This is a genomic window from Pseudomonas sp. ABFPK (assembly GCF_001586765.1).
In the GTDB taxonomy this organism is placed as follows: domain Bacteria; phylum Pseudomonadota; class Gammaproteobacteria; order Pseudomonadales; family Pseudomonadaceae; genus Aquipseudomonas; species Aquipseudomonas asiatica.
On sequence record NZ_LQXW01000026.1, the window covers coordinates 1 to 16,396 of the forward strand.

General features: G+C 64.3%; 16 protein-coding genes. 11 read left to right on the top strand and 5 right to left on the bottom strand.

What is annotated here, in order from left to right:
• Positions 1-192 precede the first annotated feature (192 nt).
• From WM94_RS17715 to WM94_RS17725, 3 genes are all read right to left on the bottom strand, one after another.
• Positions 193-1,104 carry a LysR substrate-binding domain-containing protein gene (locus WM94_RS17715; RefSeq protein ID WP_061551811.1) on the bottom strand — a complete coding sequence of 304 codons (912 nt, stop codon included), beginning with the start codon at positions 1,102-1,104 and terminating at the stop codon, positions 193-195.
• 281 nt (positions 1,105-1,385) lie between these two features.
• Positions 1,386-2,042, bottom strand: coding sequence for an HAD family phosphatase (locus WM94_RS17720; protein ID WP_061551812.1), 657 nt, complete (start codon positions 2,040-2,042; stop codon positions 1,386-1,388).
• A 159-nt stretch (positions 2,043-2,201) separates the two neighbouring features.
• Complete coding sequence (locus WM94_RS17725; protein ID WP_061551813.1) at positions 2,202-2,597, bottom strand: RidA family protein; 396 nt, start codon at positions 2,595-2,597, stop codon at positions 2,202-2,204.
• 141 nt (positions 2,598-2,738) lie between these two features.
• Here WM94_RS17725 and WM94_RS17730 point away from each other — a divergent pair, with 141 nt between their 5' ends.
• The 5 genes from WM94_RS17730 to WM94_RS17750 all read left to right on the top strand — a co-directional run bounded on the left by WM94_RS17730 (position 2,739) and on the right by WM94_RS17750 (position 9,522).
• Complete coding sequence (locus tag WM94_RS17730; RefSeq protein WP_061551814.1) at positions 2,739-3,653, top strand: LysR family transcriptional regulator; 915 nt, start codon at positions 2,739-2,741, stop codon at positions 3,651-3,653.
• Between the two features lie 129 nt (positions 3,654-3,782).
• A complete protein-coding gene (lexA, locus tag WM94_RS17735) occupies positions 3,783-4,400 on the top strand; it encodes a transcriptional repressor LexA (RefSeq protein ID WP_025339260.1) in 618 nt (205 codons plus the stop codon).
• Positions 4,400-5,020, top strand: coding sequence for a translesion DNA synthesis-associated protein ImuA (gene imuA, locus WM94_RS17740; protein ID WP_041505915.1), 621 nt, complete (start codon positions 4,400-4,402; stop codon positions 5,018-5,020). The genes lexA and imuA overlap by 1 nt, the downstream gene beginning before the upstream one ends.
• A 6-nt stretch (positions 5,021-5,026) precedes the next feature.
• Positions 5,027-6,445, top strand: a complete 1,419-nt coding sequence (locus WM94_RS17745) for a DNA polymerase Y family protein (RefSeq protein WP_061551815.1) — start codon at positions 5,027-5,029, stop codon at positions 6,443-6,445.
• Entirely contained in the window at positions 6,442-9,522 is a 3,081-nt protein-coding gene (locus WM94_RS17750; protein WP_061551816.1) for an error-prone DNA polymerase, read from the top strand. Before WM94_RS17745 ends, WM94_RS17750 begins: the two co-directional genes overlap by 4 nt.
• A gap of 163 nt (positions 9,523-9,685) precedes the next feature.
• Here WM94_RS17750 and WM94_RS17755 read toward each other — a convergent pair whose 3' ends face one another.
• Positions 9,686-10,507, bottom strand: coding sequence for an aldo/keto reductase (locus WM94_RS17755; protein WP_013972723.1), 822 nt, complete (start codon positions 10,505-10,507; stop codon positions 9,686-9,688).
• The gene (locus tag WM94_RS17760) at positions 10,495-11,400 is read right to left on the bottom strand and encodes a LysR family transcriptional regulator (protein ID WP_061551817.1); all 906 of its coding nucleotides are present in this window, start codon (positions 11,398-11,400) and stop codon (positions 10,495-10,497) included. Before WM94_RS17760 ends, WM94_RS17755 begins: the two co-directional genes overlap by 13 nt.
• 140 nt (positions 11,401-11,540) lie before the next feature.
• Between WM94_RS17760 and WM94_RS17765 the strand changes: the two genes are divergently transcribed.
• The 6 genes from WM94_RS17765 (at position 11,541) to WM94_RS17785 (ending at position 16,393) form a co-directional block, all read left to right on the top strand.
• Positions 11,541-12,239, top strand: a complete 699-nt coding sequence (locus WM94_RS17765; RefSeq protein WP_015270421.1) for a CoA transferase subunit A — start codon at positions 11,541-11,543, stop codon at positions 12,237-12,239.
• 35 nt (positions 12,240-12,274) lie between these two features.
• On the top strand, positions 12,275-12,931 hold the full coding sequence (locus WM94_RS17770) for a CoA transferase subunit B (protein WP_003260585.1): 657 nt from the start codon (positions 12,275-12,277) through the stop codon (positions 12,929-12,931).
• Positions 12,932-13,102: 171 nt separating this feature from the next.
• Positions 13,103-14,521 carry a short-chain fatty acid transporter gene (locus WM94_RS17775; RefSeq protein WP_039613643.1) on the top strand — a complete coding sequence of 473 codons (1,419 nt, stop codon included), beginning with the start codon at positions 13,103-13,105 and terminating at the stop codon, positions 14,519-14,521.
• Positions 14,522-14,608: 87 nt separating this feature from the next.
• Positions 14,609-15,151, top strand: coding sequence for a helix-turn-helix domain-containing protein (locus WM94_RS17780; RefSeq protein ID WP_015270419.1), 543 nt, complete (start codon positions 14,609-14,611; stop codon positions 15,149-15,151).
• A gap of 249 nt (positions 15,152-15,400) precedes the next feature.
• Entirely contained in the window at positions 15,401-15,577 is a 177-nt protein-coding gene (gene eppA / locus WM94_RS30475) for an EPS-associated small membrane protein EppA (RefSeq protein WP_177342409.1), read from the top strand.
• 258 nt (positions 15,578-15,835) lie between these two features.
• A complete protein-coding gene (locus WM94_RS17785) occupies positions 15,836-16,393 on the top strand; it encodes a polysaccharide biosynthesis/export family protein (protein WP_015270418.1) in 558 nt (185 codons plus the stop codon).
• The last annotated feature ends 3 nt before the right edge of the window (positions 16,394-16,396 follow it).

Consider the following 16,396-nt stretch of genomic DNA (forward strand, 5'->3'; position numbering starts at 1 on the left):
GAGCAGCCTTGTGCTGCGAAGAGGCCGGTACAAGCAACAGACAGGCTTTGTCAGTACCGGCCTCTTCGCAGCACAAGGCTGCTCCTACAGAACCTCGCCGAACCAATGAGTCATGTGTTGTTCTATGGGAGCGGGCGAGCCCGCGAAGAGGCCAGTGCAGCAAACAACAAAAGAAGCTGTGTCCGAGTCCCCTCAGCGCTCCAGGCTGTATATCCGGCACTCCGCCAGCAACGCCAGCAGGTTCGGCTCCCGCTCCCGCGCCTTGAGGAACACCACGCCAATATGCTGCTGCAAGCGATATTGCGGCTTCAGGGCAATCAGCCTGACCCGGTTTTCATACACCGCTGCGATCCGCCCAGGCAGCAAGGCAAAGCCCACGCCCGAGCTGACCATGCTCAGCAGGGTGAAGATATCGTTCACCTGCATGGCTACCTTGGGTTCAAAGCCGGCCTGCTGGAACACCCGGGCACCATCGCGGTGGGTGGCAAAGCCCTGGGTCAGGGTGATGAAGGTGGAGTCGGCCAGGTCGGCCAGGTCCACCTCGGCCTGCTCGGCGAAGGGTGAATCGATGGGGACGGCAAGGAAGATGTCGTCGGAGAACAGCGGCAACTGCTCGCAGGCCGGGTCGCTGACGCTTTCGTCGAGCGACACGAGGATGGCCTCCAGTTCGTGGTTCTTCAGGCGCTGCAGCAGGTCGACGTTGGAGCCCAGGGTCAGGTCGATGTTGAGTTCGCTGCGGCGCAGCTTGAGGCCCATGACCAGCTTGGGTACGGTTTTCACCGTCAGCGAGTACAGCGCACCCAGGCGGAAGCGCTCGGCGTAGAAGCCGGCGGCCTCGCGGGTAAGGCGAACCATCTGCTCGGCGTCCTGGATCAGCTGGCGGGCTTTCTTTTCCAGCACGTAGGCGCTTTCCAGCGGGATCAGCTGGCGGCCTTCGTGCTTGAACAACGGGCAGCGCAGTGCGCTTTCCAGCGAGTGGATGGCGCGGTGCACGCTGACAGCACTGGTGGCCAGCTCCGCGGCGGCGCGGCCGAGGTTGCCGGTGCGCATGAAGGCGAGGAAGGTTTCCAGCTTCTTGAGGGTCAGTTCTTCGTCGATCAGCATGGGGGCCTGGGGTGTGCGGCTTGGGGGTTATGGTGGATTTGAGATCGAGCGCCGCCCGCGCGGCGCTTCGCAGCACAAGGCTGCTCCTACATCTGTTTCGGGCCAGTTATTCCTGAGGCGAAAGCGCGCGGTCCCTTGGCGTCCACCTCGATATCGTGCCGGGCAAACAAGGCGGTCGCGTGCATTGGAACAGGCGATACTGGTTCGAAACAGATGTAGGAGCAGCCTTGTGCTGCGAAGCGCCGCGCGGGCGGCGCTCGATCTCAAATCCACCACATACCTCAAGCCCGACGCTCGATCAACGCCCACAACGCCGGGTCGTTGAAATCATCGATCACCAATCCGGCCCCCGCCGCCAGCAACCGCTCCGGCGTCTGCGTAGTGGCCACGCCCACGGTAAAGATCCCCGCGCCACTCGCGGCTGCCACCCCCGGCAGCGAATCCTCGAAGGCCAGTGCCTGCCCGGCCTCGGCACCCAGCCGCTGCAACCCGGTCAGGTAAGGCAGCGGGTCCGGCTTGGGCCGTGCCAGTTCCTCGGCCACCAGCACGTGCGCGAAACGCTGGCCCAGGCCCATGGCGTTCAACATGTGCTCGGCGTTCAGCCGCGGTGCATTGGTCACCACGCACATGCCGATGTCACGAGCCTGGGCATGTTCCAGCAGGCGCACTAGGCCCGGCATCGGCTCAAGAGCCGGCGACATGTCGCGGAACAGCGCCTCCTTGCGGTCGGCCAGCACCTGGCACTGCTCGGCACTGGCACCGGCAAACAGCTCGGCGAACAGCTCGCCGTTGGCGCGGCCGCTGACCTGGGCATCGAACTGCGCCTGGCTCAGCTCGCGGCCGTCATGCTCGCGCAGCAGTTGGCGAAAGGCCTGCAGATGCAAGGTGTCAGTGTCGGTGAGGGTTCCGTCGAGGTCGAACAGCAGGGCAGTCAGCATTGGGTATCCAGGTCCAAAATCATGGGCGGGCCAGAAGGGAGATTCTTTGCCTTTGGAGTCACGTCACCTACGCGACTTCCTGAGTGTACTGGAGTACGGCAGCCTTGGCAGACGTCCTCCGCATTCAGGTTGCCGGACCAGCCATATAAGCCTTCAGCATCATTGCGGCAGTTTCGCGATCACCTTGATCTCGAAGTCGAAGCCCGACAGCCAGGTCACGCCGATAGCGGTCACCGTCGGGTAGGGAGCCTCACCCCAATACTCGGCCGCCACCTCCCAGATGGTTTCGAATTTCGAGTCGGGGTCGACCATGAAGATGGTCGTGTCAACCACATCCTCGAAACTACTGCCGGCTTCGGCCAGGATCGCATTGAGGTTGGCGAAGGCCATGCGAACCTGCGCCGCGAGGTCCGGCTCGGCCGAGCCGTCCTTGCGGCTACCTACCTGGCCGGAAACGAACAGAAAACCGTTGGAACGAAGCGCTGGCGAGTAGCGGTGGAGCTCATACAAAGCATGGCGATCAGGCGGGAAGACGACATCACGTTTGCTGGACATTGCATACCTCGTTCGGGGCCCTGGCGGCCCGTTGATTAGGGTGAAGCCACTATAAGAAAGGCCGCCGGCCTGAATAAACGGGCAGCGCTGGCCATGACTGTTTGTATAATCCAAACAATCCAGGCGCGAGTGAGACGTGGAATGGACCGTTTCGATGCAATGCAGGCATTTGTCCGCGTGGTGGAAACCGGCAGCTTCACCAAGGCGGCAGCCACGCTGCACATGAGCAAGACCACCGTGACGCAGCTCGTTCAGCAACTGGAAGCGAGGCTGCGTGTGCGCCTGCTCAACCGCACCACACGCAAGGTGAATGTCACCGCCGACGGTGCGGCCTACTACGAACGCGTCGTCCGGCTGCTGGTCGACATGGACGACGCCGAGACCAGTTTGTCCAGCGCGTCGATGACACCACGCGGGCGGCTGCGAGTGGATGTCCCCAGCCCACTGGCGCGAATGCTGCTCATACCAGCCTTGCCAGGGTTCTTTGCACGCTATCCAGAGATTCAGCTGACTGTGGGCGTGAGCGATCGTATCGTCGACATCATTGGTGAAAACGTCGACTGCGTGGTGCGTGGCGGCGAGATCACCGATCAATCCCTGGTGGCAAGGCACGTGGGCGATTTGAAACTCGGCATCTATGCCGCGCCCGGCTATTTGCAGCGCTTCGGTACGCCGGTGCATCCCCGTGAGCTAGAAGAGAGCCGACACAACACCGTCGGCTTCCTCTGGTTTCGTACAGGCAAAGCCTTGCCCTACGCGATGCAGCGGGGCGAGGAGCGCATGGAAGCCCAAGGCCGCTCGCAACTGATGGTCGACGACGGCAATGCGTACCTTGCCGCCGGCTTGGCTGGCCTGGGGATAATCTGGCTACCGCAGTACATGGCCAGACCGCACCTGGCCAGCGGCGAGCTGCTGCCGCTGTTTGAAGACTGGCAGATGGCGCCAATGCCGATGTACCTGGCATTCCCGCCGAATCGCCATGTCAGCGCCAAGGTGCGGGTATTTATCGACTGGATGATCGAGTTGATGGCCGAGCATGCACCTGTGGCTGGGTGAAACAGGGGTAAACCCATTTCGCCATCCAAACGCATCAGCCTTTTCCCTGGAGTATCAGCCCAGCTATTGAACGCAGCCGCCAAGCCGTCGACGAAGGGGGCTGTTCAGCGTGCTCCGAAAAGAGTACAAATGTGCTCCATGGACAATCTTACCCCAAAACGCCGCGCCATCTTCGAGTTCATCCGTGAGCGCATCGCCGACCACGGCCAGCCGCCGAGCCTGGCCGATATCGCCACGCGCTTCGGTTTTGCCTCGCGCAGCGTGGCGCGCAAGCACATCACCGCCCTGTGCCAGGCCGGCTACATCGACGTCACGCCGAACCAGGCGCGGGGCATACGCCTGGCCGAACGGCTGCGCCGCCCGGAAATCCTCGAAGTGCCGGTGCTGGGCCAGGTGGCGGCAGGCGCCCCCATCGGCCCGGACCTCGACATTCACGAGCAGTTGCTGCTCGACCCCAGCCTGTTCCGCCGTACCCCCGACTACCTGCTGAAGGTGCGTGGCGACTCGATGATCGACGACGGCATTTTCGATGGCGATCTGGTCGGCATCCTCCAGCAGGCCGACGCCCGCGATGGCCAGATCGTGGTCGCCCGCCTGGACGGCGAGGTGACCATCAAGCGCCTGCAGCGCCAGGGTGGCAATTACCGGCTGTTGCCACGCAACCCGGCCTATGCGCCCATCGATGTGCGGCCTGAACAGGAGTTCTTCATCGAAGGCGTGTTCTGCGGCTTGCTGAGGCGTGACTGATGGGCGCGGTGGTCGACCTCGACAGGTTGCTCGACCAGCGCCGGGTATGGCGCGGTCGGCAGGCCCAGGCGCGGCCGCTCGGCCTGCAGCCCACGGGCCATGCCGCCCTTGACCAATGCCTGCCGGAAGGTGGCTGGCCGGCGGCTGCGCTCAGCGAACTGTTGCTGGCCAGCCCCGGCTGTGGCGAATTGCAGCTGCTGTGGCCGACCCTGGCCCGCTTGAGCGCTGAAGCCAGCCGAATCGTGCTGGTGGCACCGCCATTCATTCCTTACGCCCCGGCCTGGCAGGCCGCGGGGGTGGACCTGCGCTGGCTGGTACAGGTGGACGCCGAACCTGCCGATGCCCTGTGGGCCGCCGAGCAGTGCCTGCGCTCCGGCAGTTGCGCGGCGGTGCTGTGCTGGCCGGAACGTGCCGATGACCGCGCCCTGCGGCGCTTGCAGGTGGCTGCCGAAACCGGGCAGGCGCTGGCCTTCGCCTGCCGGCCGCAACAGGCGGCGCACAACCCTTCACCCGCGGCGCTGCGCATTGCCGTCGACACCCGCCCGGCACAATGGCGCGTGCTGAAAAGCCGTGGTGGCATGCCACCGGCGCTGCCCATCGCCTGCCCGGGGCGGGGCTGATGCAACATGCTCTGGGCCTGCATCCTGCTTCCGCAGCTGGCGCTGGACACGGTCCTGCGTGAGCGTGACGACCCCGATACCCCCCTGGTGCTGCTTGGCGGGCCGACCCAGCGACGCGTGCTGCAGGCCGTCAACCCGGCGGCGGCCGCGCTCGGCCTGCGGGCCGGGCAAACCCTGACGGCGGCGCGTGCGCTGGCCGATGGCTTCAGCTGCGTCGAAGCCGAACCCAGGCGCATCGACCAGGTGCAGCAGTTGCTGGCAGCCTGGGCCTACCGCTTCAGTGCCCAGGTCAGCCTGCACTACCCACGGGCGCTGTTGCTGGAGGTGGGCTCCAGCCTGCAGCTGTTCGGCCCCTGGCCGCTGTTCGAGGCCCGTCTGCGCCAGGAGCTGGCGGAGCTGGGCTTGCGCCAACGCATCGTCCTGGCCAGCAACCCGGTGGCGGCGCGCATGCTTGCCAATGCTCACGATGGCCTGGCCGTGATGGATGCCGATGCCACCCGTGCGGCGCTGCTGGGCATGCCCATCGAGCGTATCGGCCTGCCTGCGCAGGCTGCCGAGGCCTTTGCCCGCATGGGCCTGCGCCAGTTGAGCCAGGTGCTGGCCTTGCCCCGCGACAGCCTGGCCAGGCGCTTTCCGGCCCAGGTGCAGCTGCACCTTGACCAGTTGCTCGGCCTGCGCAACCTGGGGCTGGGCTTTTACCATCCCCCGGACCGTTTCGAGACCCGGCTGGAGCTGAACTTCGACGTCGAATCACACCAGGCCCTGCTGTTCCCGCTGCGGCGCATGCTCAACGACCTTGCCGCGTTCCTCGCCGGGCGTGACTGTGGCGTGCAGCGTTTCTGCCTGCACCTGGAGCATGCCGAAGGGCCGGATACCTTGCTGAAGGTGGGCCTGCTGGCCGCCGAACGCGATGCTGCGATGCTGTTCGAACTGGCGCGCGGGCGCCTGGAGCCGCTACGCATTCCCGCACCTGTGCGCAACCTGCGGCTGGTTGCCGAGGACCTGCCACCCTTCGTGCCGCAACACCAGGCATTGTTCGACCCGCGTGCGCAACAGGCGCAACCTTGGGAACAATTGCGCGAACGGCTACGCGCCCGCCTGGGGGATGAGGCGGTCAAGGGCCTGAGCGCGGCAGCCGATCATCGCCCCGAATGCGCCTGGCAAGCGGTAGAGCAGGGTGCCCAGGGCAGCATGCCGGTCGTTCCTGGCAGCCGCCCTGGCTGGCTGCTGTCGGCCCCCATGGCGCTGGACGAAGGCGGCTATCGCCTGCAAGGCCATGCCGAGCGCATCGAATCGGGCTGGTGGGATGGCGGCGATGTGCGCCGCGACTATTACCGTATCGAAACCCGTGACGGCCTGCGCGGCTGGGCCTACCGCGACCTGGGCAAGGCCGGCCCGTTGTGGCTGCAGGGCTGGTTCGCATGAACACCCCGGGTTATGCCGAGCTGCACTGCCTGTCCAACTTCAGCTTCCAGCGCGGCGCGTCGAGCGCCGACGAGCTGTTCCGGCGCGCGCGTGAACAGGGCTACCAGGCGCTGGCGATCACCGACGAATGCACCCTGGCCGGTATCGTCCGTGCCTGGCAGGCGGCCAAGGAACACCAGCTGCGGCTGATCGTGGGCAGTGAAGTGCAGTTGCAGGACGGCCCCAGGCTGGTGCTGCTGGTGCAGGACCTGGCCGGCTACCAGAACCTGTGCGCGTTGATCACCCGGGCCCGGCGGCGGGCGCAGAAGGGCGAGTACCAACTGTTTCGCGATGACCTGCAGCAGCACCATCAAGGCCTGCTGGCATTGTGGGTAGCCGATGACAGCGGCGATGCCACCCCCGGGCAGTGGCTGCACGGCGTGTTCGGTGAGCGCCTGTGGCTGGCCGTGCACCTGCACCGCGGCAGTGACGATACCTTGCGCCTTGAACGCTTGCGTAGCCTGGCGGCCAGGGTCGGCATCCGCGCCGTGGCCTGTGGCGACGTGCACATGCACGTGCGCGGTCGCCGCGCCCTGCAGGATTGCATGACCGCCATTCGCCAGCATTGCCTGGTGGCCGAGGCCGGGCGCTTCCTGTTTGCCAATGGCGAGCGGCACCTGCGCAGCCAGGCGCAACTGGGCGAACTCTATCCCGCCGACTTGCTGGCCGAGACCCTGGCCATCGCTGCGCGCTGCCAGTTCGAGCTGAGCGAATTGAAATACCAGTACCCCTGCGAACTAGTGCCCCAGGGGCATACCCCGGCGAGCTGGTTGCGCGAGTTGTGCCAGCAGGGTTTGCCGTCGCGCTGGCCAAACGGGCCGAGCAGCAAGGTGCGGGATGTGCTGGCCAAGGAGCTGGCGCTGATCGAGGAGCTGGGCTACGAAAGCTACTTCCTGACTGTGCACGACATCGTCGCCTTCGCCCGCAGCCAGCGCATTCTGTGCCAGGGGCGGGGCTCGGCAGCCAACTCGGTGGTGTGCTTCGTGCTGGGCATCACCGAGCTCGACCCCATGCAACACCACCTGTTGTTCGAGCGCTTCCTGTCGCGCGAGCGCAACGAGCCGCCGGACATCGACGTGGACTTCGAGCACGACCGGCGCGAGGAGGTGATCCAGTATGTGTTCCGCCGCTATGGCCGGCACCGGGCGGCGCTCACTGCGGTGGTCAACACCTACCATGCCGCCGGTGCGGTGCGGGATGTGGCGCGGGTGCTGGGGCTGCCCGCCGACCAGGTGGACGCCCTGGCCAAATGCTGTGGCCGCTGGAGCGATCGCATACCCGACGACCAGCGCCTGGCCGAGGCCGGCTTCGAGGCGGGCAGCCCTTCGCTGCGCCGGGTGCTGGTGCTGGCCGGCGAACTGATCGGCTTCCCTCGGCACCTGTCACAGCACCCGGGCGGATTCGTCATCTCGCAGCAACCCTTGGACGAGCTGGTGCCGGTGGAGAATGCCGCGATGCCGGAGCGCACGGTGATCCAGTGGGACAAGGACGACCTGGACATGGTCGGCCTGCTCAAGGTCGACGTGCTGGCGCTGGGCATGCTCAGCGCCTTGCGCCGTTGCTTCGACCTGCTGCAACGCCACCGTGGCCAGCACCTGACCCTGGCGACCATCCCCGCCGAAGACCCGGCTACCTACGCGATGATCAGCCGTGCCGAGACCATGGGCGTGTTCCAGATCGAGTCGCGCGCGCAAATGGCCATGTTGCCGCGGCTTCGGCCGGAAAAGTTCTACGACCTGGTCATCGAGGTGGCCATCGTCCGCCCCGGGCCGATCCAGGGCGACATGGTCCACCCTTACCTGCGCCGGCGCCTGAAGCAGGAACCGGTGACCTATCCCTCGCCGCAACTGAAGGCAGTGCTCGAGCGCACCCTGGGTGTGCCGCTGTTCCAGGAGCAGGTGATGGAGCTGGCGATGGTCGCGGCCGACTACACCCCGGGCGAGGCCGACCAGTTGCGCCGCAGCATGGCCGCCTGGAAGCGTCACGGCGGCCTGGAACCGCACCGCGAGCGGCTGGTGCAGGGCATGTTGCGCAATGGTTATGACCTGGCGTTTGCCGAGCGCATCTTCGAGCAGATCAAGGGCTTTGGCAGTTATGGCTTTCCGGAATCGCACGCGGCCAGTTTTGCCTTGTTGTGCTATGCCAGCAGCTGGCTCAAGTGCCATGAACCGGCGATTTTCACCTGCGCGCTGGTCAACAGCTGGCCCATGGGTTTCTACAGCCCCGACCAGTTGCTGCAAGAGGCCCGGCGCCAGGGTATCGAGGTCAGGCCGGTCGATGTGTGCCACAGTGACTGGGACTGCACGCTCGAGCCTGAGCCTGGCGAGGTGCTGGCCATTCGCATGGGCTTGCGCCTGGTACGCGGCCTTGCCGAGGCTGATGCCAGGCGCCTGGAGCAGGCGAGGACGCAGCGGCCATGGCGCGATGTCGAAGACCTGTGCCTGCGTGCCGGGCTCGATTCGCGTGCCCGCGCCCACCTGGCCGATGCCGGCGCGTTGCGCGCCTTGGCCAGCGACCGGCACCAGGCGCGCTGGCAGGTGGCGGCGGTGCAGCCGCAGCTGCCTTTGTTCGCCGATATCGAAGCCTTGCCGGAACGTACCGTCGAACTGCCCGTCCCCAGTGTGGCAGAAGACCTGATGGCCGATTACCAGACCCTGGGTACCACGCTTGGGCCGCATCCCCTGACCTTGTTGCGCTCACGCCTGCGGGCCCTGGGCTGTCGCAGTTCGCGCGAGCTGCAAGATGTCGGGCATGGTGACAACATTGCCGTGGCCGGGCTGGTGGTGGGCCGCCAGCGGCCACAGACCGCCAGCGGCGTGACCTTCGTCACCCTTGAGGACGAGCACGGCATGGTCAATGTGGTGGTGTGGCGGGCGCTTGCCGAACGGCAGCGGCGGGCACTGGTGGGGGCGCAGTTGCTCAAGGTCAGCGGGCGGCTGGAGCAGGAGAATGGCGTGCGCCACCTGATAGCACGGCGGTTGGAGGATGTGAGCCCGTTGTTGCAAGGGCTGGATGTACGCAGCCGGGACTTCCATTGATCCCCGGCATCTCACGCAAAACCCTGATTTTTGCGCGGTCCCTGTGGGAGCGGCTTTAGCCGCGAACACCGGCGCAGCCGGTGCCATGCACCGCGTTGAATTCTTCGCGGCTAAAGCCGCTCCCACAGGGTACGAGGATTACTTGCGAATTCAGTTCTCTTCGCTACACCATCGCCAACCGCTGCTTGCGCGTCGGTGCCGGGAACGCCCGGTCGATCGCCCGCAGGTCTTCGCCGGTCAGGGTCAGCGCACCCGCAGCGGCATTCAGCCGCACATGCTCGGGCGTCACGGCCTTGGGGATGGCTATCACCCCGTCATTGCGTGTCACCCACGCCAGGCTGACCTGGGCCACCGTGGCCCCATGGCGCTCGGCGATTTCCGCCAGCACCGGGTGCTGCAGCAGGCGCCCGGCCTGGGCCAGCGGGCAGTAGGCCATGGTCGGCAGCGCACGCTTTTCGCACCACGGCAACAGGTCGAACTCGATGCCACGCTGGGCCGGGTTGTACAGCACCTGGTTGGTGGCGCAATCGGGGTTGTGCAGTTCGCGCAGGTCGTCGACATCGAAATTGGAAACACCCCAGCGCTTGATCTTGCCTTGCTCGCGCAAGCGCTCAAACGCTTCGACGGTTTCCTCCAGTGGATGCTGGCCGCGCCAGTGCAGCAGGTACAGGTCGATGCAGTCGGTGCCCAGGCGGGTGAGGCTGCGCTCGCAGGCGGCGGCCATGGCGCGCAGGCTGGCATTGTGCGGATACACCTTGCTGACCAGGAACACCTGGTCGCGGCGCCCGGCAATGGCCTGGCCAACCACTTCTTCCGCGCCACCTTCGGCATACATCTCGGCGGTATCGATCAGGCTCAGCCCAAGTTCGATACCCTGTTGCAGGGCCGCCACCTCGGCCGCCTTGCGAGCCGGATCTTCACCCATGTACCAGGTGCCCTGGCCGATGGCCGGAACGCTCGAACCTGCCAGTTTCACGTAACGCATGTCACCTCCGGGATGCGGGTATTGGAAAGCAGTACCTCGAGCAGCGCTTGCGCTGCCGTGGAAAGCTTGTGTTCGCTAAGAGCAATCACACCGATGCGGCGCTCGACCGTGGGCTCGACCAAGGGCACGCAGCGGGCGCCAAGCTCCTGCATCTGATTGATGCAAAGTGCCGGCACGGCACTGACCCCCAGCCCACTGGCGACCATGCGCCCGACGGTAGACAACTGATGGCTCTCGAAAGCCACCGCGAGTTTGCCGTGGCGGGCGGCCACGTTCTGCTCCATCAGCAGGCGCACCGCCGAAGGGCGTTGCAGGGCCACGAAGTCTTCGGCAAGCAACTGTGCCCAGCTGACCTGGGGCAGCTGCGCCAAGGGCGAATCGGCGGGCACCACGGCGACGAAACGGTCCATGTACAACGGGTGGAAATCCAGGCCATCGATGTTGTCCGGTTCGAAGCCGATGCCCAGTTCGACGCGGCGATGGCGCACCAGTTCCTGCACCTGTTCGTTGATCACATCGTGCACCGTGACGTTGACCTTCGGGTAACGCTGGCGAAATACCTTCAGCGAGTGGGGCAGCAGGTTGCCGGCAAAGGCCGGCATGGCCGCCACCGAAACCCGGCCCAGTTGCAGGGTGAAACGCTGGCGCAGCATTTCTTCGGTGTCGTCCCAGTCGGCCAGCAGGCGCCGTGCCAGCGGCAGCAGCACCTCGCCCTCGGCAGTCAGGCTGACGCTGCGCGTGGTGCGGCTGAGCAGGGCGCCGCCAAGGTTTTCTTCCAGGGCCTTGATGGTCAGGCTCAGTGCCGGTTGCGAGACATGCAGGTGTTCACCGGCCTGGGCGAAGCTCTGGTATTTGGCCACAGCGACAAAGGCGCGCAGTTGCTTGACGTTCATGACAGGCCTGTTGGTTGTTTTGCAAAAGTTATCAATCGATGATGAAAACAAAATTAACAAATCAGTCGCTTGCGGTGAAGATGTCCCCACACGCTCACCGACAGCCTCGTCGGTTCAACAACTACAAAAGGCGGATCAGCATGGCCGGACTGGACAAGCGCGTTGCAACCTATGAACAGGCCCTCGAAGGCCTGACCGACAACATGACGGTACTGGCTGGTGGTTTCGGCCTGTGCGGTATCCCTGAAAACCTTATCAGCGAAATCAAGCGCCGTGGCGTCAAGGGCCTGACCGTAGTCTCCAACAACTGCGGTGTCGACGGCTTTGGCCTGGGCGTGCTGCTGGAAGACCGGCAGATCCGCAAGATGGTCGCTTCCTACGTGGGCGAGAACGCCGAGTTCGAACGCCAGCTGCTGAGCGGCGAGCTGGAAGTGGAGCTGACCCCGCAAGGCACTCTCGCCGAGAAAATGCGCGCCGGTGGCGCCGGCATCCCGGCCTTCTACACCGCCACCGGCTACGGCACCCCGGTTGCCGACGGCAAGGAAGTGCGCGAATTCAACGGCCGCAAGTACATCCTCGAAGAATCCATCACCGGCGACTTCGCCATCGTCAAGGGCTGGAAGGCCGACCACTACGGCAACGTGGTGTACCGCAACACCGCGCAAAACTTCAACCCGCTGGCGGCCACCGCCGGCAAGATCACCGTGGTCGAAGTGGAAGAGATCGTCGAACCTGGCGTGCTGCTGCCCAGCGAGATCCACACCCCGGGCATCTACGTGGATCGCGTCATCGTCGGCACCTTCGAAAAGCGTATCGAAAAGCGCACCGTCAAGGCCTGAGCGCCATCCACCAGAACAACAAAGAGATCCTGACCATGGCACTGACCCGCGAACAGATGGCGCAACGCGTCGCCCGTGAACTGAAGGACGGCTACTACGTAAACCTGGGCATCGGCATTCCGACCCTGGTGGCCAACTACGTACCCGCCGACATGGATGTGATGCTGCAATCGGAAAACGGCCTGCTCGGCATGGGCGAATTCCCCACCGAAGGCACCATCGATGCCGACATGATCAACGCCGGCAAGCAGACCGTCACCGCCCGCCGCGGTGCCTCGATCTTCGATTCGGCGCAGTCGTTCGCCATGATCCGTGGCGGCCACGTCGACCTGACCGTGCTCGGCGCTTTCGAAGTGGATGTGCAAGGCAACATCGCTTCGTGGATGATCCCGGGCAAGCTGGTGAAGGGCATGGGCGGCGCCATGGACCTGGTGGCCGGTGCCGAGAACATCATCGTCACCATGACCCACGCTTCCAAGGACGGCGAGTCCAAGCTGCTGCCGCAGTGCAGCCTGCCATTGACCGGTGCTGGCTGCATTCGCAAGGTGCTGACCGACCTGGCCTACCTGGAAATCGAAGACGGCGCCTTCATCCTGCGCGAGACCGCGCCTGGGGTGAGCATCGAGGAAATCATCGAGAAAACCGCCGGCAAGCTGATCGTGCCGGATGATGTGAAGGAAATGACCTTCTAAGATCGCTAGCGTCACGCCCCTGTAGGAGCAGCCTTGTGCTGCGAAGCGGCCAGCGCAGGCATGCACGAGATGTGTTGTCTGTACTGGCCGCTTCGCAGCACAAGGCTGCTCCTACAGGGGTTTTGCGTTTTTGCTGATGTATCCGATAAAACCAATAAAAGGAATTGAACTGTGGCCGCTGAAATCCAAGACAGCCGTTCCGCGCGCTTTGCCTTGCGCTGCTCCAACTGGGCCGAACGCTGGTTCCCCGATTCCTGGGTGTTTGCCGCCCTGGCAGTACTGCTGGTGTGCATCGGCGCCCTGGCCATGGGCGCCAAGCCGACCGACACTGCCAAGGCCTTTGGCGATGGCTTCTGGAGCCTGATCCCCTTCACCATGCAGATGGCCTTCGTGGTCATCGGCGGCTATGTGGTGGCCAGCTCGCCGCCCGCCGCGCGCCTGATCGACCGCCTGGCGCGCATCCCCGGCAATGGCCGTTCGGCCGTGTGCTGGGTGGCGCTGATCTCGATGCTGGCATCGCTGCTCAACTGGGGCCTGTCGCTGGTGTTCGGCGGCCTGCTGGTGCGCGCCCTGGCCCGACGCACCGAACTGAAGATGGACTACCGCGCCGCCGGCGCCGCCGCCTACCTGGGCCTGGGCGCCGTGTGGGCGCTGGGCCTGTCTTCGTCGGCGGCGCAACTGCAGGCCAACCCGGCCAGCCTGCCACCGTCGATCCTGTCGATTACCGGGGTGATCCCGTTCACCGAGACCATCTTCCTCTGGCAGTCCGGCGTGATGCTGGCGGCATTGGTAGTGGTCTCGCTGGTGATCGCCTACGCCACGGCGCCGGGCCCGAACAGCGCGCGCAGCGCCCAGGACTGCGGGGTCGACCCCAGCTTCACCGCGCCACCGGCACCCCAGCGCACCCGCCCGGGCGAGTGGCTGGAACACAGCCCCATCCTGATCCTGTTGCTGGTGGCCCTGGCCGCCGGCTGGCTGTACCAGGAGTTCGCCACCAAACCGGCGATTACCGCCATTTCCGGGCTGAACACCTACAACCTGTTGTTCATCATGCTCGGTGCCTTGCTGCACTGGCGCCCGCGCAGCTTCCTCGATGCGGTGGCGCGTGCGGTTCCGACCACCACCGGGGTGCTGATCCAGTTCCCGCTGTATGGTTCGATCGCTGCCATTCTCACCCAGGTGAAGGGCGTCGACGAGCAGACTTTGGCCCACCACATTTCACTGTTCTTCACCCAGATCGCCACGCATGACACCTATGCCGTGCTGATGGGCGTCTACTCGGCGGTGCTGGGCTTCTTCATCCCATCGGGTGGTGGCAAGTGGATCATCGAGGCCCCGTACGTGATGCTGGTGGCCAATGACCTGCAGTACCACCTGGGCTGGGCAGTGCAGATCTACAACGCCGCAGAAGCCTTGCCGAACCTGATCAACCCGTTCTACATGCTGCCGCTGCTGGGGGTACTGGGGCTCAAGGCACGCGACCTGATCGGCTTCTCGTTCGTGCAGTTGCTGGTGCACGTGCCGCTGGTGCTGGTGTTGCTGTGGGCATTGGGTACGACGTTGCAGTACGTGCCGCCGGTGATGCCGTAAAGTCGGGGGCTGCACAGCAGCCCCAGCATTTCCCTGGCAGTCCACGTATGATGGCCGGGCTGCCTTCGCCTGGGAAATCCGCGTCACATGTCTATCCGATTGAAACTGCTGCGAAAGAAACTGGGGATGACCCTGGAGTTGCTGGCCGACAAGACCGGCATGACCAAGAGCTACCTGTCCAAGGTCGAACGTGGCCTGAACACCCCCTCGATCGCCGCCGCGCTGAAGCTGGCGCGGGCACTGAATGTCAATGTCGAAGAACTGTTCGCCGAAGAGCAGACCGGCCAGAACCGCTACAGCCTGGTACGCCATGGCGAGCGCCAGGCATTGGTGGGTGACGGGGCAGGGCCGGGGTACTCGGCCCTCACCAGCCAGGTCGGGCAGCGCAGCCTGCTGCCGTTCCTGATCCAGCCGCCGACCGAGTTCAGCGACCCTACGTTCAAGGAGCACCTGGGCGAAGAATTCCTGTTCGTCCACGCCGGCCAGGTGGAAGTGGACTTCATGAGCGAGCGGGTACTGCTGGAGCAAGGCGATGCCTTGCATTTCAATGCCCAGACACCACACCGGCTAAGGTCGGTGGGGCCGCTGCCGGCGCAGTTGCTGGTCGTGGTGCATCACACAGACGAATAACATGCCGGGGCGCCAAAGCACCCCACGGCCTTGCCTTTCTCAGCGATGAAACTATGGCGCCACCAATGCAGCGCCCTATGCTCAATTTGCGCGTCGATATTTTGACTATATTGTCCGGCGCCCATTGAATTTTATTATAGTGTCGAATCGTTGACGCAATGTCATTGTGTTCATAAGCTCATCTCAACGGTGAAACAACTCCCGAACACCACGCCAACAAACAGTTGATTTTCCTCTTCAGGAGGGCGTATGCGCACGGCTCTGATTATCAAATCGATGTCTTTGCTGGCGCTGTTAAGTGGCGCAGCGCGTGCCGCGGATATGTATATCATTCAGAACAGTATCGTCCCTGTTTCAACGGCAGGGTGGTTCTTTGCATTTGCTGTCGTTGGCTTTGTAGCTGTCGCCAACAGGAGAAAGATCTGAATCCGCCAGCCTGGGTTCTAACCTTGACGCCAGCGGCCCGGGGCCTCGCTTGTCAATTCCCCAGCCGTTGCTATATTGCCAGTAGCCCGTGCAGGTCCACGGTTGCAGGCAGCAAAGCCCAGGCTGCACAGCGTCAAGGCAAGGCCTCGTAAAGATCGAGGTTATCGCGGTTGGCGTATGCCGCGAAGCGGAGCGAGAGTTGGTGTGCTGTTCTCATTCAGTGCTCTTTGTCGGGCCTTTTCGGCCGGAGGGACCCTCATGGTGCGTTCAATGTTTGCCGCGTTCTGCATGCTGATGGTGTGGTCTGGTGCCGGTAAGGCCGACCCGAGCAGTGCTACCTACCTGCTCAGCCCCGGCGATGTGGTGATGGTTTCGGTGTGGCAGGAAGATAGCCTGCGCCAGGAAGCCACCGTACTTCCCGATGGAAGTATCACGTTCCCCCTGGCAGGTCGCATCGATGTTGCCGGGCTGGATGTGACGACCGTTGAAAAACAAGTGGCTGCCAAACTCGAGAAATTCCTCCCCGACCCGAACGTCAGCGTTGTCGTCAAGAGCATCGCCGGCAACCTGGTCTATGTACAAGGCAAAGTGATAAAGCCCGGGCCGGTACAGATGGCGGGCCCTACCGCAGTGTTGCAGGCCCTGAGCATGTCTGGCGGCCTGGACAAGTTTGCAGATGAAAGCGAAATCAAAGTGGTGCGAGGCACTGGCGCTTCCCAAAAAATCCTGCCCGTGCGATATAGAGACCTGGTGTCTGGCCGGGATATGTCCACCAACATCCAACTTCAGGCTGGCGATACGCTGGTCGTCCCTTGATCT